Source organism: Actinosynnema sp. NPDC053489 (assembly GCF_044544865.1).
Taxonomy (GTDB): Bacteria; Actinomycetota; Actinomycetes; order Mycobacteriales; family Pseudonocardiaceae; genus Actinosynnema.
Map to the genome: position 1 here is coordinate 284,843 of NZ_JBITXT010000006.1, position 15,296 is coordinate 300,138.

The 15,296-nt window shown below is 73.5% G+C and carries 19 protein-coding genes; 11 read left to right on the forward strand and 8 right to left on the reverse strand.

Going from position 1 to position 15,296, the window contains the following annotated elements; translation table 11 throughout:
• Positions 1–5: 5 nt before the first annotated feature.
• Positions 6–635: a response regulator gene (locus ACIGNX_RS16180; RefSeq protein ID WP_396540622.1), complete on the reverse strand. Its 630-nt coding sequence runs from the start codon at positions 633–635 to the stop codon at positions 6–8.
• A gap of 60 nt (positions 636–695) precedes the next feature.
• Between ACIGNX_RS16180 and ACIGNX_RS16185 the strand changes: the two genes are divergently transcribed.
• Entirely contained in the window at positions 696–1,178 is a 483-nt protein-coding gene (locus ACIGNX_RS16185) for a GNAT family N-acetyltransferase (RefSeq protein WP_396540624.1), read from the forward strand.
• A 48-nt stretch (positions 1,179–1,226) separates the two neighbouring features.
• Here the strand turns inward: ACIGNX_RS16185 and ACIGNX_RS16190 are convergent, their stop codons facing one another.
• Positions 1,227–1,841, reverse strand: coding sequence for a macro domain-containing protein (locus ACIGNX_RS16190; RefSeq protein ID WP_396540626.1), 615 nt, complete (start codon positions 1,839–1,841; stop codon positions 1,227–1,229).
• A gap of 102 nt (positions 1,842–1,943) precedes the next feature.
• Here ACIGNX_RS16190 and pheA point away from each other — a divergent pair, with 102 nt between their 5' ends.
• Together pheA and ACIGNX_RS16200 are read left to right on the forward strand one after the other, a co-directional pair.
• Positions 1,944–2,837 (forward strand): prephenate dehydratase, encoded by an 894-nt coding sequence (gene pheA, locus ACIGNX_RS16195; RefSeq protein ID WP_396540628.1) that lies wholly within the window; start codon positions 1,944–1,946, stop codon positions 2,835–2,837.
• Complete coding sequence (locus tag ACIGNX_RS16200) at positions 2,834–3,448, forward strand: histidine phosphatase family protein (RefSeq protein ID WP_396540630.1); 615 nt, start codon at positions 2,834–2,836, stop codon at positions 3,446–3,448. Before pheA ends, ACIGNX_RS16200 begins: the two co-directional genes overlap by 4 nt.
• Positions 3,449–3,527: 79 nt before the next feature.
• Here the strand turns inward: ACIGNX_RS16200 and ACIGNX_RS16205 are convergent, their stop codons facing one another.
• Positions 3,528–3,878 carry a metallopeptidase family protein gene (locus tag ACIGNX_RS16205; protein ID WP_396540632.1) on the reverse strand — a complete coding sequence of 117 codons (351 nt, stop codon included), beginning with the start codon at positions 3,876–3,878 and terminating at the stop codon, positions 3,528–3,530.
• A gap of 4 nt (positions 3,879–3,882) precedes the next feature.
• A complete protein-coding gene (locus ACIGNX_RS16210) occupies positions 3,883–4,947 on the reverse strand; it encodes a septum formation family protein (RefSeq protein WP_396540634.1) in 1,065 nt (354 codons plus the stop codon).
• 120 nt (positions 4,948–5,067) lie between these two features.
• Here ACIGNX_RS16210 and ACIGNX_RS16215 point away from each other — a divergent pair, with 120 nt between their 5' ends.
• The 3 genes from ACIGNX_RS16215 to ACIGNX_RS16225 all read left to right on the forward strand — a co-directional run bounded on the left by ACIGNX_RS16215 (position 5,068) and on the right by ACIGNX_RS16225 (position 7,435).
• Complete coding sequence (locus ACIGNX_RS16215; protein WP_396540636.1) at positions 5,068–5,742, forward strand: hypothetical protein; 675 nt, start codon at positions 5,068–5,070, stop codon at positions 5,740–5,742.
• Positions 5,743–6,906 carry a glutathionylspermidine synthase family protein gene (locus ACIGNX_RS16220; protein WP_396540638.1) on the forward strand — a complete coding sequence of 388 codons (1,164 nt, stop codon included), beginning with the start codon at positions 5,743–5,745 and terminating at the stop codon, positions 6,904–6,906.
• Between the two features lie 76 nt (positions 6,907–6,982).
• Positions 6,983–7,435 carry a DUF350 domain-containing protein gene (locus ACIGNX_RS16225; protein ID WP_396540640.1) on the forward strand — a complete coding sequence of 151 codons (453 nt, stop codon included), beginning with the start codon at positions 6,983–6,985 and terminating at the stop codon, positions 7,433–7,435.
• Positions 7,436–7,486: 51 nt separating this feature from the next.
• Here the strand turns inward: ACIGNX_RS16225 and ACIGNX_RS16230 are convergent, their stop codons facing one another.
• Positions 7,487–8,131 carry a DUF6891 domain-containing protein gene (locus ACIGNX_RS16230; RefSeq protein ID WP_396540642.1) on the reverse strand — a complete coding sequence of 215 codons (645 nt, stop codon included), beginning with the start codon at positions 8,129–8,131 and terminating at the stop codon, positions 7,487–7,489.
• An 80-nt stretch (positions 8,132–8,211) separates the two neighbouring features.
• On the opposite strand from ACIGNX_RS16230, the gene serS reads away from it, so the two are divergent.
• Positions 8,212–9,462: a serine--tRNA ligase gene (gene serS, locus ACIGNX_RS16235; protein WP_396540644.1), complete on the forward strand. Its 1,251-nt coding sequence runs from the start codon at positions 8,212–8,214 to the stop codon at positions 9,460–9,462.
• On the opposite strand, the gene ACIGNX_RS16240 is transcribed toward serS, so the two are convergent.
• Positions 9,449–10,213 carry a hypothetical protein gene (locus ACIGNX_RS16240; RefSeq protein ID WP_396540646.1) on the reverse strand — a complete coding sequence of 255 codons (765 nt, stop codon included), beginning with the start codon at positions 10,211–10,213 and terminating at the stop codon, positions 9,449–9,451. The two genes, serS and ACIGNX_RS16240, sit on opposite strands and share 14 nt — an antisense overlap.
• A gap of 96 nt (positions 10,214–10,309) precedes the next feature.
• Between ACIGNX_RS16240 and ACIGNX_RS16245 the strand changes: the two genes are divergently transcribed.
• Both ACIGNX_RS16245 and ACIGNX_RS16250 read left to right on the forward strand, forming a co-directional pair.
• Positions 10,310–11,158 carry a helix-turn-helix domain-containing protein gene (locus ACIGNX_RS16245; RefSeq protein ID WP_396540648.1) on the forward strand — a complete coding sequence of 283 codons (849 nt, stop codon included), beginning with the start codon at positions 10,310–10,312 and terminating at the stop codon, positions 11,156–11,158.
• Complete coding sequence (locus ACIGNX_RS16250) at positions 11,155–11,349, forward strand: DUF397 domain-containing protein (protein WP_396540650.1); 195 nt, start codon at positions 11,155–11,157, stop codon at positions 11,347–11,349. The genes ACIGNX_RS16245 and ACIGNX_RS16250 overlap by 4 nt, the downstream gene beginning before the upstream one ends.
• Here ACIGNX_RS16250 and lhgO read toward each other — a convergent pair.
• Both lhgO and ACIGNX_RS16260 read right to left on the reverse strand, forming a co-directional pair.
• Positions 11,336–12,523, reverse strand: a complete 1,188-nt coding sequence (lhgO, locus tag ACIGNX_RS16255) for an L-2-hydroxyglutarate oxidase (protein ID WP_396540652.1) — start codon at positions 12,521–12,523, stop codon at positions 11,336–11,338. The genes ACIGNX_RS16250 and lhgO overlap by 14 nt on opposite strands.
• 11 nt (positions 12,524–12,534) lie before the next feature.
• On the reverse strand, positions 12,535–13,410 hold the full coding sequence (locus ACIGNX_RS16260; protein WP_396540654.1) for an LLM class flavin-dependent oxidoreductase: 876 nt from the start codon (positions 13,408–13,410) through the stop codon (positions 12,535–12,537).
• A 47-nt stretch (positions 13,411–13,457) separates the two neighbouring features.
• Between ACIGNX_RS16260 and ACIGNX_RS16265 the strand changes: the two genes are divergently transcribed.
• A complete protein-coding gene (locus tag ACIGNX_RS16265; protein ID WP_396540656.1) occupies positions 13,458–14,276 on the forward strand; it encodes a Cof-type HAD-IIB family hydrolase in 819 nt (272 codons plus the stop codon).
• A gap of 53 nt (positions 14,277–14,329) precedes the next feature.
• Positions 14,330–15,271, forward strand: a complete 942-nt coding sequence (locus tag ACIGNX_RS16270) for an NAD-dependent epimerase/dehydratase family protein (protein WP_396540658.1) — start codon at positions 14,330–14,332, stop codon at positions 15,269–15,271.
• Positions 15,272–15,296: the final 25 nt, after the last annotated feature.

Here is a 15,296-nt window from a genome sequence, read left to right on the forward strand (position 1 = left end):
GCCCGTCAGCGCGAGCGGCGGGCGACCCAGGCAGCGGCCTGGGTGCGGCGCTCCATGCCCAGCTTCGACAGCACGGCGGTGACGTAGTTCTTCACGGTCTTCTCCGCCAGGAACAGCCGCTCGGCGATCTGCCGGTTCGTCAGGCCCTCGCCGATCAGCTCCAGCACCCGCCGCTCCTGCTCCGTCAGCGCGTCCAGCACGTCCACCTCGACCGGCCGGCGCAGGCGGTCCAGGACGCGGGCCGTCGTCTGCGGGTCCAGCAGCGAGCGGCCGGCCGCCACCTCGCGCACGGCGGTCACCAGGTCCTGGCCCCGCACCTGCTTGAGCAGGTACCCCGACGCCCCCGCCATGATCGCACCGACCAGCGCCTCCTCGTCGTCGAACGCGGTCAGCACCAGGCACCTCGGGCCCCCCGGCAGGGCGCGCAGCCGCCGGCACAGCTCCACCCCGCCGCCGTCGGGCAGCCGCACGTCCACCACGGCCACGTCCGGTCGCGTCGCCGAGGCGCGGACCAGGGCCTCGTCCACCCCGCCCGCCTCGGCGACCACCGAGATGTCGTCCTCGTCCTCCAGCAACTCGCGCAGACCCCTGCGCACCACCTCGTGGTCGTCTACGAGCAACACTCGCACCGGCACGAACCAACCATAGGTCGAATGCCGGTACCCACCGCGCCCGCCCGCCAAGACAGTGCAGGCATGCTCGTACGCGCGATCGAGGAAGCCGACCGGATCGTCGTCGGCAGGCTGGTGCTCGAACTCTGGGGCGCCCACACCGCCGTCGCCCACGGCCACGTCTTCTTCCCCGCCAGCCTGCCCGGCTTCCTGGTGGAGCACCATGAGACGGTGGTCGGGCTGCTCACCTACGCCGCCACCGACGACAACCTGGAGATCGTCACCATCGACGCGCTCCGAAGGGGCCGGGGCGTCGGGAGCTCGCTGGTCGACGCCGCCGTGCAGCGGGCACGCCGGCTCGGCTGCTCCCGCGTCCGGCTCACCACCACCAACGACAAGCTCGACGCCCTGCGCTTCTGCCAGCGGCGCGGGTTCCGGCTCGCGGCGCTGCGCCCCGACGCGGTGCGCGAGGCACGCCGCCTCAAGCCGGAGATCCCCAGCGTCGGCGACTACGGCATCCCCATGACCGACGAGCTCGACCTGGAGCGCTGGGTCGCACCGCGCTAGTTGTCCACAGGCGCCGGCCGAGCTGTCCACAGGTTGTGCACAACCCGGTCACCTGCTGGGCAGCGGGCTGAATACCTCGTCCCACGCCGCCGCGACCTGGCGGGCGCACGTGGCCGGCGCGACACCGCCGACCCCCGTGCCCAGTCCGGGCATGGCGATCGTGCGGACCACCGACCGCAGCGGCCTGCCGTCGTCCAGCCGCCCGCCCGACCACAGCCGCAGCACGGCCCGCGCGGCCAGGTAGGGGTGCACGGTGTCCCGCGGCAGCAGCTCACCGGGTTGTCGCATGGTCGGCGCGCTGATCAGCCACTCCGGCTGCGGCTCGCCGGTCGGCACGACCAGCGCCTCGCCGACGGGCAGCTCGCCGCCGTGCAGCGCGAGCACGGCGCTGCGCACGTTGTCCTCGACCTGCGGGAACGCCCGCGCGTAGACCGCGTCTATCCCTCCCCGCATCCAACCCGAGGAGTTGGCGGGGCTCACCACGGCCTCGGCGACGATGTCGAGCACCGAGCCCCGGTGCACCTCGACGCCGCTGCGCCCCTCGGCCACCGCGAGCCAGGCGCGGGCCAGCGGTTCGTCGACGGCGCACAACACCAGACGGGGAACTGCTACCGGAGCGTTGATCTCACCCTCCGTATCGGCGGCGGACACATCTCCCAGCATTCCAGGAGAACGGGTTGCTGCGGAACGGGGGCGGCCCCCCGCCGGCCGGGTGATCCTCGCCTCAACGCGGTCACCACCCGTGGTCCTCGTATCGTTGCCCCCGTGCTCGCCTACTTCGGACCGCAGGGAACGTTCACCGAGCAGGCCGCACGCGGCTTCGCCTCTCCGCAGCAGGAGCTGGTCCCGTTCGACACGGTGCCCGCCGCCCTCGCCGCCACCCGCCGGGGCGAGACGACCTCCGCGTGCGTGCCGGTGGAGAACTCCGTCGAGGGCGCGGTGCCCGCGACGATGGACGCGCTGACCGAGGGCGAGCCGCTCGTCGCGGTCGCCGAGGCGGTGCTGCCGGTGCGGTTCAGCGTGCTCGTGCGGCCCGGCGGCGAGCCCGTGCGCACGGTCGCGAGCCACCCGCACGCGCTGGCCCAGGTGCGGCACTGGCTGGCCGAGAACCTGCCGGAGGCCGAGGTGGTCGCCACCACGTCCACGGCCGCCGCGGCGCGGGCCGTGCTCGCCGGCGAGTTCGACGCCGCGGTGAGCGCGCCGGTGGCCGTGCGGCACTACCCGCTGGAGGTGCTGGCCACCGACGTGGCCGACGTCCGCGACGCCAAGACCCGGTTCCTGCTGGTCCGCCGGCCCGGCGAGCTGCCCGAGCCGACCGGCCACGACCGCACGTCCGTCGTCTGCACGGCCGCGGACCGCATCGGCGCGCTGTCGGAGCTGCTGACCGAGCTGGCGCTGCGCGGCATCAACCTGACCCGCATCGAGTCGCGGCCCACCAAGGGCAGGCTCGGCGAGTACCGGTTCTACGTCGACTTCGACGGGCACGTGGCCGAGCCGCGGGTGGGCGACGCGCTGGCCGCGCTGCACCGGCACTGCCCGCAGACCCGCTTCCTCGGCTCCTACCCGAAGGCCGAGCCGGGCGGCGCGGTCGCGGGCAACGAGGAGTTCGTGGCGGCCGCCGAGTGGGTCGACGCGGTCCGGAGGGGGCACGGCGCGTGAGGTTGATCCTGGTCCGGCACGGCGAGACCGCGTCGAACGTGCGGATGGTGCTGGACTCGGTCCCGCCCGGCCCGCCGCTGACCGACGCCGGCCGGGCGCAGGCCGCCGCGCTGGCCGAGCAGCTGGCCGGCGAACCCGTGACCGCGGTGTACGCGAGCACGGCCGTGCGGGCGCGGCAGACCGCCGAACCCGTGGCCGCCGCCCACGGCCTGGACGTGCGGGTCGTGGAGGGGGTGCACGAGATCTTCTGCGGCGACCTGGAGGGCCGGCACGACCGCGAGGCGTACGGGATCTTCACCGCCACGGTGAAGCGGTGGGCCGAGGGCGAGCTGGACGTGCCGCTGCCGGGCGGCGAGAGCGGCCGCCAGGTGCTCGACCGCTACCTGGCCGCCGTGGCCGGCATCACCGCCGGTCGCCGCGAGGGCGAGACGGTGGTGCTGGTCAGCCACGGCGCGTCGCTGCGGCTGGGCGCGCTCGCGCTGGCCGGCAACGTGACCCCGGCGCTGGCCGAGGCGGGCCTGCTGCCCAACACCGGCCGGGTCGTCCTGGACCGGGTCGGCGACGGCTGGCGCTGTGCCTCCTGGACCGGCGTGGACGTGGTCGGCGGCTGATCCCGGCCCGCCGGCCCCGGCCCGCTGATCCAGGCCCGCTGATCCCGGCCTGCTGATCCCGGCCGCCGGCCCCGGCCCGCTAGCCCCAGCCCAGCTCGTGCAGCTTGGCGTCGTCGATGCCGAAGTGGTGCGCGATCTCGTGCACCACGGTGACCACGACCTCCTCCACCACGTCGTCCTCGGTGCGGCAGACGTCGAGGATCGCCTCGCGGTAGATCGAGATCCGGTCCGGCAGCACCCCGCCGTAGTCGGTGGTGCGGCGGGTCAGCGCGATGCCCTGGTAGAGGCCGAGCAGGCTCGGCACGTCCGGGTTGCGGTCCTCGACCAGCACCACGACGTTGTTCATCGCCGCCGCGAACTCCGGTGGGATGAGGTCCAGGGCTTCGCCCACGAGTTCCTCGAACCGTTGACGGGTCATCTCCACCGGCATCGCGTCACCTCGTCGTGGTGGTCGTCGGTGTGGTCGTCGTCTCGTCCGACCTCGGCGGGTTGGAACCCGACGGCGGCGGCTCGGCGGAGCTGGAGTTGGACTGGGAGTGCAGCGGGGCGCCGGTGGCCTCCTCCTGCTGCACGGCGGTCGTCTGCGGCGGGTTGGACGTGGTCAGCGGCGGCGCGTTCGGGTTGCGCACGCTGCCCTCCCACGCGATGAGCACGTTGTCCACCGGCTGCGCCCCGACCTTGCAGTTGGCCAGCCGGGAGCCCGCGGCCCAGCTCTCCGGGGCGCGGGTGTCCCACGTCACGAGGAGGTTGCGCGCCTTGAGGTCCGCGCCGCCGGTGTACTCGGCGGTCAGCCGGGCGCACTCGGTGAACATCAGCTGGTCCTGCTGCTCCGGCGGCGGGAAGTCGCCCGGCGGCATGGCCACCACGCCGGTGATCTCGAACGTGTGCGGCTTCGCGCAGTCCACCGGGTCGGCCACCGACTTGGTCTCGGTGATGCCGAGGCAGACACCGGGGTCGTAGACGTCGGACTGGTCCTGGGTGCGGGCGCTGCCGTAGGCGGGGAGCAGGCCGCCCGCCGGGCCCGCGACCTGCAGGCCGCAGCGCAGCGTCCGCCGGCCCTCGCCCCACAGCCGCTCGCCCGGGTTGAGCGGCCCGACGGTGTACTTCCCGAACGGGTCGAACTTGCCGCCGAGGTAGTCCATCGACACCTTGGTGCACCGCTCCTGGCTGATCTCCTGCCACCGCGCGTCGTCCGGGAACGGGGCCTGGGGCCCGTGATCAGCGGAGATGTCCGCGACACCGGTAACCTCGAACAGGTGCTGGGCGGAGCAGTCGACCTTCTTGACGTCGGAGAGGTCCTTCTTGGCCCAGTTCAGGCAGTCACCGGCCTGGGCCTCCATGACGGGGTTCACGACGGTCGTCGGCGTGCTGACGTGCCCGCCCGCGCCCACGGGCCACCCCGCCAGGGTGCTCAGGGCCAGCAGCACGAACGCGCCAGCCGACGCGCCGAGCATGACCAAGTGGTCACCCCGACGAAACCAGCGCGTGGTGGCGGACATCTACTCCATGATGCCTGTGCAGGCCCATGAACCGTTCGGGCGGGTCGGGAGTGTTGCTATTGGGACACTCGTCACCCATTCGGCGGCTGCCCTCTGTACCGTCCCCGCCGGGAGTGGCTGATGACTGAGAACGACAACACCGGAAACGCGGCGTCGCCGGACAAGGGCGAGGCCGGTAGCGGCGCGCCGGGCGGCCAGGGGTCGCCGGGCTCCGGCGCGACCCCGCCGCCGTACGTGCCGCCGCCCGCGCCGACGCCGCACAAGTCGGGACCGGGCGGGCGCGGCCAGGTCCGGCAGCAGGAGGCGGGGCAGACCAAGCCCCGGCCGCCGACGCTGGCCGAGCAGCGCGCCCGCGCCGCCGCGATCGAGGAGCAGCGCGAGCAGCAGCTGGCCCTCGAAGCCGAGGAGGAGCGCCGCCGCAAGCTGCGCAAGCGGCTGCTCGTCGGCGGTGGCGTGGCCGTGGGCGTGGTCGGCGTGGTCGCCATCTGGTACGCCGTGTCCAGCCCCGACGACGTCGAGGCGCAGTGCACCCGCGACGACGTGGTGGTCGAGGACCAGTACTGCGACGAGAACTACGCCCGCTCGCACGGCGGGTACGTCAGCGGCGGGTTCATCTACATCGGCGGCAGCTCCTACCGCTACCACTACGGCGGCCCGAGCACGCCGGTCGGCTCCAAGGTCAGCGGCGGCACGTACACCATGCCCAAGGGCGCGAACATCAGCACCAAGTCGGGCACGGTCGTGCAGCGCGGCGGGTTCGGCGTGTCCGGCGGCAGCAAGAGCGGGGGCAGCTGAGTGCGTCGCGAGCCCTCCACGCCCCGGCCCAACTGGCAGCGCACGGTCTCCGAGCAGGGACTGGTGTTCGGCGCGCCGGCGCGGGCCGCGGACGGCAGCCCGCGCCCCTACTGGGACGAGTCGGCGCACTACGTGTTCGAGATGAGCGACGTGCTGTCGCTCGAAGCCGACGTCGAGCTGCTGCACAGCATGTGCCTGGAGGCCGTCGACAACGTGGTGCTCACCGAGCGCTACCGGGACTTCGGCATCCAGGAGTGGCTGTGGCCCGCCATCGCCGAGTCGTGGAAGCGCCGGGACCCGCACGTCTACGGGCGGTTCGACCTGCGCTACGACGGGCGCGGGCCGGCCAAGCTGCTGGAGTACAACGCCGACACGCCCACGTCGCTGCTGGAGGCGTCGGTCGTCCAGTGGAACTGGAAGACCGACGTCTTCCCCGAGGACGACCAGTGGAACTCCATCCACGAGAAGCTGGTCGAGCGGTGGGCCGAGATCGGCGGCCGGCTGCCGTCCAACGAGCTGCACTTCACCTGGTCGGGCGCGGACCCCTCGGGCGAGGACCACGTCACGGTGGCCTACCTGCAGGAGACCGCCGCCGAGGCGGGCATGGACACGGTCGGCCTGGCCATCGAGGAGATCGGCTGGGACCCGCTGCTGCGGCGGTTCGTCGACCTCGAGGAAGCCCCCATGAACACGGTCGTGAAGCTCTACCCGTGGGAGTGGGTGGTCGACGAGCAGTTCGGCCGCTACGCCGTGGAGAGCCTGCCCGGCACCCTGTGGGTCGAGCCGCTGTGGAAGATGCTGCTGTCCAACAAGGCGCTGCTGGCCGTGCTGTGGGAGATGTACCCCGGGCACCCGAACCTGCTGCCCGCGTTCCTGGACGAGCCGAGCCTGCTCACCGAGTACGTGCGCAAGCCGCGGCTGGGCCGGGAGGGCCAGAACATCCAGATCGTCGCCCCCGGCTACGAGACCCAGACCGGCGGGGTCTACGGCAAGGAGGGCTACGTCTACCAGCTGTTCGACCCGCTGCCCGAGTTCGACGGCTACCGGCCGGCGCTGGGCGCGTGGGTCGTCGGCGACGCCTCGGCGGGCCTGGGCATCCGGGAGACCGTCGGCCTGGTCACCGACGACGGGGCGGCGTTCGTGCCGCACCGGATCGTCGAGTGACCGCCCGGGTCGCACGACCGTCACCGGATCCTTCACCGGCGGCACAACCGATCAACCTGCACACCACGGAGGGTCAGTGATTCCCCCACTCGCGTTGGACCCCGGCTTCGGGTCCTCCATCGGCACCGGCATCGGCGCGATCGCGCTCTACGCGATCGTCGGCCTCGTCCTGATGGTGGTCGGCTTCTACGCCATCGACTGGACCACGCCGGGCAAGCTGAGCGCGCTGGTGCGCGGCGGCGCCCCGAACGCGGTCATCGTGACCTCGTCGGGCCTGGTGAGCATGGCGCTGATCGTGGTCGTGGCGATCTACAGCTCCGCGGGCAAGCTGGACGAGGGCCTGCTGTCCGCCCTGATCTTCGGCTTCGTCGGCATCGTCGTGCAGGTGCTGGCGGTCCGGCTGCTGGAGTGGGTGACCAGGCTCGACATCGGCTCGCTGATCGAGTCCGACCGGTTCGCCCCGGCGAGCGTCGTGGTCGCCGCCGCGCACCTCGCGCTGGGCCTCGTGGTCGCCGTCGCCATCTCGTAGCACCGCCGCGGAGGGGGCGGGCCCACCGGTCGGGCCCGCCCCTCCGCGCGCTCACCCCACCGGCAACCGCTTGCGCCAGGTGATCGGCCCGACCTCGATCCGGGTGCGCACCGACCCGTTCCACTCGACGGGCAGGCCGCCGGCGGCGAGCGCCGCGACGACCTCCCGCCCCACCGCCTCGTCCGCCGCCGCGAGGTCCGCCGGCGCCGGGTCTGCCGCCGCTGGGTCTGCCGCCCCGGGGCCCGCTGATCCGGCGAACGACCCGAAGGCGAGCCACAGCCGACCGCGCGCCACGGCGCCCTCGGTGTCCTGCCGGTGGAAGAACACGTAGCCGCGCGCCGGGCCGGCCGCCTCCGCGCCGATCTCCGCGTGCCCGCACGTCTGGCAGCACGTGAAGTCCGCCCGCGCCACGATCCCGCCCCGGTCCAGCGCGGCGAACGCGGCGAGCAGCCGGTCCACGTCCGTGGTCGCCGGCCACCCCGCCTGCTCGGCCGCGCGCTCCCGCCACACCCGCTCCACGACCCGCCGGACGGCCCGGGGCGTCACCGCGGGCTCGTCCTCGAAGTGCTCGGCCACGTCCCGCACCGCGTCGTCCAGCGCGGTGAACCCGCCGTGCACGACGGCGCGCGCGTGCTCCTCGACCTCCGCCGCGACCTCCGCGGGCAGGTCCGATCCGTCCTCTGCTCGTTCGACCACGCGCGCATCCTGCCCGAGGGGTCCGACAGCCGGGCGTGACGTCGTGCAAACCGCTTCCCGCCGGGTACTACCCTTTCGGTGTGATTGACCTCAAGGCACTGCGCGAGAACCCGGAAGCCGTCCGCGCGTCGCAACGCGCGCGTGGCGAGGACGAGACCGTGGTCGACGCGCTGCTGTCCGCCGACGAGCGCCGCCGGGCCGCGATCGCCCGCGCCGACGCGCTGCGCGGCGAGCAGAAGGCGTTCGGCAAGCAGGTCGGCCGGGCCAGGGGCGAGGAGCGCGACGCGCTGCTGGCCAAGGGCAAGGAGCTGGCCGCCGAGGTCAAGGCCGCCGAGGCCGAGCAGTCCGCCGCCGAGGCCGAGCTGACCGAGCTGCACCGCGCCGTGCCCAACGTCGTGCACCCCGACGCCCCCGAGGGCGGCGAGGACGACTACGTCGTGCTCAAGCACGTCGGCGAGCCGCGCGAGTTCGACTTCGAACCCCTGGACCACCTCGACCTGGGCACCCGGCTCGGCGCGATCGACATGGAGCGCGGCGCGAAGACCTCGGGCTCGCGCTTCTACTTCCTCACCGGCGTCGGCGCGCAGCTCGAACTGGCGCTGCTGAACATGGCCGTCGCCCAGGCCACCGCCGCCGGCTTCACGCTCATGATCACGCCGACGCTGGTCCGCCCGGAGATCATGGCCGGCACCGGCTTCCTCGGCGCGCACGCCAGTGAGGTCTACCGCCTCGAAGCCGACGACCTGTACCTGGTCGGCACGTCGGAGGTGCCGCTGGCGGGCTACCACGCCGACGAGATCGTGGACGCGCCGAAGCGGTACGCGGGCTGGTCGTCGTGCTACCGGCGGGAAGCGGGCTCGTACGGCAAGGACACCCGGGGCATCATCCGGGTGCACCAGTTCAACAAGGTCGAGATGTTCTCCTACGTCCGACCGGAGGACGCCGAGGCCGAGCACGCCAAGCTGCTGGCCTGGGAAGAGGAGATGCTGGCCAAGATCGAGGTCCCCTACCGGGTCATCGACACGGCCGCGGGAGACCTGGGCACCTCGGCCGCGCGCAAGTTCGACTGCGAGGCGTGGATCCCCACGCAGCAGGCGTACCGGGAGCTGACCTCGACGTCGAACTGCACCACCTTCCAGGCCCGCCGGCTGAACGTGCGCTACCGCGACGAGAACGGCAAGCCGCAGATCGCCGCGACGCTCAACGGCACCCTGGCCACGACCCGCTGGATCGTGGCCATCCTGGAGAACCACCAGCAGGCCGACGGCTCGGTCGTCGTGCCGCGGGCGCTGCGGCCGTTCCTCGGCCTGGACGTGCTCAAGCCCAGCTGAGCTGACCGAACTCGCCGCCGACGGGCACCGACTCCGGCAGGTCGCCGCCGGAGTCGAGCGCCTCCAGCAGGCGCAGCACGTCCACGGCCGCGTCGTCGTCCCCGAAGTCGCCCAGCGCGGCCTCCAGCGACGACCGCGCTTCCGCGGGACGGCCCTGCACCCAGCGCACGCACGCCAGCAGCACCCGGCAGCCGCCCCGGGCCAGGCGCACGGGCGCCTGGTCGGCCTGCTCCCGGTACAGGGCGACGGCCCTGGTCAGCCGGGTGCCGGCCAGGTCGAGGTCACCGGCCTCCAGGGCGAGCACGCCCAGCTCCCGCAGCCCCCACGCCACGCCCGCCCGGTCGCCGTGGTCGTACTGCCACTCGACCACCTCCGCCAGGCAGGCGGCGACGCCCTCGTCCTCGCCCAGCGCCCGCTGCACGCTCGCCAGCACGTCCAGCGCGGCCACGTGCCCGGTCAGCGCCTCGGGCGAGGGTGACGCCTGGCACCGGGCCCGCCACACCCCGACCTCGCGCCGGGCCAGCTCGGCGGCGGCCGGCAGCGCACCGCGCCCCGCGCTGGTCAGGGCCGCGCACCGCAGCACCTCGGCCGCCGGCTCCGCCAGCGGGAACCGGTCCGCCAGCTCCAGGCTCGTCTCGCGCAGCCGGGCCGTGCCCGGTGCCTCCGCCCACAGGTGCAGCAGCAGGGTCGCCGCGTCCTCGACCGCGCCCCTCGCCATGCAGACCCGCACGCCCTTCATCACATCCGCCATGGCGACACAGTAGTCTTCGCAACGCACGGATTCGGTATTCCCGAAAGAGTGATGTCGCGGTGAGGAGCCGCTACTCAGAGTCGCTAAGGTGAGCCAATGGCAGTGGGGACCACGCGCGGCAAGCGCAAGCTCGGCGCGCTCATGGAGGAGTACCGGGAGAAGTCCGGCCTCAAGGCCGACCAGATCATCAAGGAGGTCCGCACCTCGCGCTCCACCTGGAGCCGGATGATCGCGGGCGAAGCCCGGCCGAGGTGGGCCCTGTTCTTCGCCATCCTCGCCGTGCTGAGGGTGAGCGACGAGGAGCGCGAGCGCGCCATGATGCTCTGGGAGGTCGCCGACGACGAAGCCGTCCCCATCGAGCACGCGGCGGCGCTGCCCAAGAGCTACCTGCGCTTCCGCCGCGACGAGACCGAGGCGGTGGTGGAGCGGACCATCGACCCGGTGCTCATCCCGGGCCTGCTCCAGACCAGCGACTACGCCTCGGCGGTGGCGGTCGGCAACAGGTTCCTGCTGCCCGGCGAGAACTGGGAGGAGCGGGCCGCGCCGGAGCGGCTGGACCGGCAGGGCCTGCTCCGGCGGGAACCGGACCCGCTCGTCCTGCACGCGCTCATCGACGAAGCGGCGCTGCGCCGGGAGATCGGCGGGCCCGCCACCATGGCGGACCAGTGGGACTACCTGCTGGAAGCGGCACGCCTGCCCAACGTGACCGTCCAGGTGATCCCGAACGGCGCTGGTGCCTACGGTGCCCTCTCTGGGACACTGATCATCTGCGACTTCCCCGCCGACGACCTGGGTGCGGCCTACGTGGACAGTCTCATCGGGCTGAGCCCGGTGGAGGACGCGGAAGGGGTCGCGCGACTGCGAGCGGTGTGGGACGACGCTGCTGCCCGCGCGCTCTCGGCCGGTGAGACTGTCGACTTCATTCGAGCGGTGAGGGAATCATGAGAAAGCGACTGGTCCGGGACGGCAGGGTCTACCTCACCTCCAGCGCCAGCAACACCGCGAGCGCGTGCGTCGGGGTGTCGGTGGGGGAGGCGCGCACCGGGGTCCTGGACACGAAGAACCCCGGTGGCGAGGTGCTGGAGTTCAGCCGGTCGGCGTTCACCGCCTTCCTGGCGGACCTCAGGACCAGCTGAGCTCCACCCGGCCGGCCACGTGCCGGCCGATCTCCAGCGCCGACGTCGCGGCGGGTGAGGGCGCGTTCAGCACGTGCACCTGCCGCGGCGCGGTGTCGATCAGGAAGTCGTCCACCAGCGACCCGTCGGCGCGCATCGCCTGCGCCCGCACGCCCGCGGACGCGCGCACCAGGTCGTCCTCGCGGATCGCGGGCACCAGCCGGGCCAGGCTCCGGGCGAAGCGCTTGCGCGACAGCGACCGCAGCACCTCCTCGGCGCCGGTGCGGGCGAACCGGCGGGCCAGCCGCCAGGTGCCCGGGAACCGCGCCACGTCGACGACGTCGGCCGGCGACACGTCACGCCACCGGTAGCCCTCGCGGCGCAGGGCGAGCACCGCGTTGGGCCCGGCGTGCACGCTGCCGTCCAGCATCCGGGTCAGGTGCACGCCCAGGAAGGGCAGCGCCGGGTCCGGCACCGGGTAGATGAGCCCGCGCACCAGCTTGCGCCGGTCGTGCCGCAGCTCGTAGTACTCGCCCCGGAACGGCACGATCGCCGCCGAGGGCGTCACGCCCGCCATCCGGGCGATCCGGTCGCTGTGCAGGCCCGCGCAGTTGACCAGCGCGTCCGCCCGCACCACACCCCGCGTGGTCGCGACCTCGACGCCACCGCCGCTCAGCGCCCGCCGGATCGCCAGCGCAGGCGTGTGCAACCGCAAATCGTGGTCGTTCAGCTCGCGCACCAGCGCGTGGCACACGGCGGGGAAGTCGATGACCCCGGTGCTCTCCACCCGCAGCGCGGCCACCGCCGCCACCTCGGGCTCGTGCTCGCGGGCCTCGTCCACGCCGATCCGCCGCGCCGGCACGCCGTTGGCCGCGGCCCGCTCCGCCAGCGCCTCCAGCCGCGGCACCTCGTCCGGCGAGGTGGCGACGACGAGCTTGCCGCACACGTCCACCGGCACGCCGTGCTCCCGCGCGTAGGCGACGATCGAGGCGTTGCCGGCCACCGACATGCGCGCCTTGAGCGACCCGGGCTTGTAGTACAGGCCCGCGTGCACGACGTTGCTGTTGTGTCCGGTCTGGTGGGCCGCCCACCGGGGCTCCTTCTCCAGCACCACCACCTCATGACCGCGCCGCGCCAGCTCCCGCGCCGTGGCGAGACCCACGATCCCGCCACCGATCACCACGACTCTCCGCACAGCGGGGAACGCTAGCGGCCCACCAACCCGGGCAGCACGTCGGCCGCGACCCGCTCCAGCACGGCCTCGCTGCCCGCGTAGACGCCGTCGGCGCGCGGCCAGTGCACGGCCAGGTCGGTGAACCCCAGCTCCCGCGCCCGCCCGACCACCTCGCGGAACCGCTCGACGCTGGTCAGCGAGTACACCGGGCACGAGTCGGCGTTGAGGTGGAAGTCGATCGTCGCCTTCTCCCGCCCGATGCCGGCCAGCACCTCCCGGAACGTCGCCGTGATGGCGGCCACGCCGGCCCACCACTCCTCGTCGTCGTCGGTGTCCGGCCCGGTGGTCACCCAGCCGGTGCCGTACCTGGCCGCCACGCCCATCGCCTTGGGCCCGTTCGCCGCCACCACGAACGGCAGCCTCGGCCGCTGCACGCAGCCCGGCGCGTTGCGGGCGTCCCGGATCTCGTAGTGCTCGCCGCTGAACGTCGTCCGGTCCTGCGTCAGCAGCAGGTCCAGCGCCGTGACGAACTCCTCGAACCGGCCCTGCCTCCCGCGCCGCGAGGTGTCGCCCATCACCTGCGTGTCGTATCCCACACCGCCGGCGCCGACGCCGAGCGTGAAGCGGCCGTCGGAGAGGTCGTCGAGGGCGAGCAGCTCGCGGGCGAACGGCACCGGGTGGCGGAAGTTCGGCGAGGCCACGAAGGTGCCGAGGCGGATCTTCCCGGTCACCGAAGCCGCTGCTGCCAGCGTCGGGACGGCCCCGAACCAGGGTCCGTCGACCAGCGACCGCCAGCCCAGGTGGTCGTAGGTCCAGGCGTGGTGGAAGCCGTACTCCTCGGCGGCCTTCCACTTGTGCTCGGCCATCCACCAGCGGTGTTCGGGCAGGATCACAATCCCAGTGCGCACCCGGCGACGGTAGCCGAGTCCACCGCCGGGGAGTGCACCATGTGGAGGTGCAGAGACCTTCCCTTGTGGCATCCGACGTCGACGGCACCCTGCTCACCCCCCTCGGCCGGGTCAGCCCGCGCACCGCCGACCTCGTCGGCCGCGTGCTGGCGGCCGGCGTCCCGTTCGTGCTGGCCACGGGCCGCCCGCCCCGCTGGGTGCCGGAGGTGGCCGCGGCGGCGGGCCTGACCGGCTACGCCGTGTGCTCCAACGGCGCGGTGGTCTACGACGTCGCCGCCGACCGGGTCGTCTCGGCCGAGCTGCTCACGCCCGAGCAGCTCACCGACCTGGCCGCCGTGCTGGACGAGGCGCTGCCCGGCTGCGCGATGGCGTCGGAGCGGGTCGGCGAGTCCGCCCGCGGCTCGTCGGAGGCCGAGTTCATCGCCGACGAGCACTACCTGCACCCGTGGGACGAGGGCGCGCAGCCGCTGCCCGGTCACCAGCGGGCCCAGCTGCTCGGCAAGCCGGCCGTGAAGCTGCTGGTCCGGCACCCGAACATGGCGTCGGACGAGATGGCGCGGGCCGCCGGGCCGCTGGTCGGCGACTCCGTGGCGATGACCTGGTCGACCAACGAGGGCCTGCTGGAGTTCGCCGCGCCCGGCGTGACGAAGGCCACCGGCCTCGCCGCCGTCGCCGACCTGCTCGACGTGCCCGCGAGCGGCGTGCTGGCGTTCGGCGACATGCCCAACGACGTGCCGATGCTCACCTGGGCGGGCCACGGCGTGGCCATGGCCAACGCCCACCCCGACGCCCTGGCCGCCGCCGACGAGGTCACCGCGGCCAACTCCGAGGACGGGGTCGCGCTGGTGCTGGAGCGGTGGTTCTAGGCTGCCCGCTGACGACCCGACCGCTCCCCGACCCACTCTGGAGAGAACAACCCGTGCGCGCACTCGTGACCGGCGGTGCCGGCTTCATCGGTTCGACCCTGGTCGACAGGCTCCTGAGGGACGGGCACGAGGTGCACGTCGTGGACGACCTGAGCCGGGGCAAGCGGACGGCGCCCGCCGACCCGGCCCACGCCGACCGCTACTCGTTCTCCCGGGTGGACATCACCTCGCCGGAGCTGGCCGACGTGGTGTCCTCGTTCGGCCCCGAGGTGGTGTTCCACCTGGCCGCGCAGATCGACGTGCGGGTGTCGGTGGCCGACCCGCTGCTCGACGCCACCAAGAACGTGCTCGGCACGGTGAACGTGGCCGAGGCCGCCCGCCGCGCCGGCGTGCGCAAGGTGCTGTTCGCCTCGTCCGGCGGCTCGATCTACGGCACGCCCGAGGAGCTGCCGGTCGCCGAGACCGCGCCGATCAACCCCAAGTCGCCGTACGCGGCGTCCAAGGTGTCCGGCGAGGTGTACCTCAACACCTACCGCCAGCTGTACGGCCTGGAGTGCACGCACCTCGCGCTGGCCAACGTGTACGGGCCCCGGCAGGACCCGCACGGCGAGGCGGGCGTGGTGGCCATCTTCGCGTCCGCGCTGCTCGCGGGCCGCCCCACGAAGGTGTTCGGCGACGGCGGCAACACCCGCGACTACGTGTTCGTGGAGGACGTCGTGTCGGCGTTCGTCGCGGCCTCGGGCGAGGCGGGCGGCGGTCGCCGCTACAACATCGGCACCGCCCACCAGGTGTCCGACCGCGAGCTGCACACCCTCGTCGCGCGGGCCGCGGGCGCGCCGGACGAGCCCGAGTTCGCCCCGGCCCGCCTGGGCGACCTGCGCGCGTCGGCCATCGACCCGTCGCTGGCGCAGGCGGAGCTGGGCTGGAAGCCCGAGGTGGACATCGCCGCGGGCGTGGGCCTGACCGTGGACTACTTCCGCTCGCTGGAGGGCTGAGGACGGCCGACGGGCCGGTCACCCC

Bases quoted from the DNA above. Each gene is read 5' to 3' on its own strand.
- ACIGNX_RS16185 (WP_396540624.1), top strand. From the start codon at position 696: ATGCTCGTACGCGCGATCGAGGAAGCCGACCGGATCGTCGTCGGCAGG.
- ACIGNX_RS16190 (WP_396540626.1), bottom strand. From the start codon at position 1,841: ATGCTGGGAGATGTGTCCGCCGCCGATACGGAGGGTGAGATCAACGCT.
- ACIGNX_RS16205 (WP_396540632.1), bottom strand. From the start codon at position 3,878: ATGCCGGTGGAGATGACCCGTCAACGGTTCGAGGAACTCGTGGGCGAA.
- ACIGNX_RS16210 (WP_396540634.1), bottom strand. From the start codon at position 4,947: ATGTCCGCCACCACGCGCTGGTTTCGTCGGGGTGACCACTTGGTCATG.
- ACIGNX_RS16215 (WP_396540636.1), top strand. From the start codon at position 5,068: ATGACTGAGAACGACAACACCGGAAACGCGGCGTCGCCGGACAAGGGC.
- ACIGNX_RS16240 (WP_396540646.1), bottom strand. From the start codon at position 10,213: ATGGCGGATGTGATGAAGGGCGTGCGGGTCTGCATGGCGAGGGGCGCG.
- ACIGNX_RS16245 (WP_396540648.1), top strand. From the start codon at position 10,310: ATGGCAGTGGGGACCACGCGCGGCAAGCGCAAGCTCGGCGCGCTCATG.
- ACIGNX_RS16250 (WP_396540650.1), top strand. From the start codon at position 11,155: ATGAGAAAGCGACTGGTCCGGGACGGCAGGGTCTACCTCACCTCCAGC.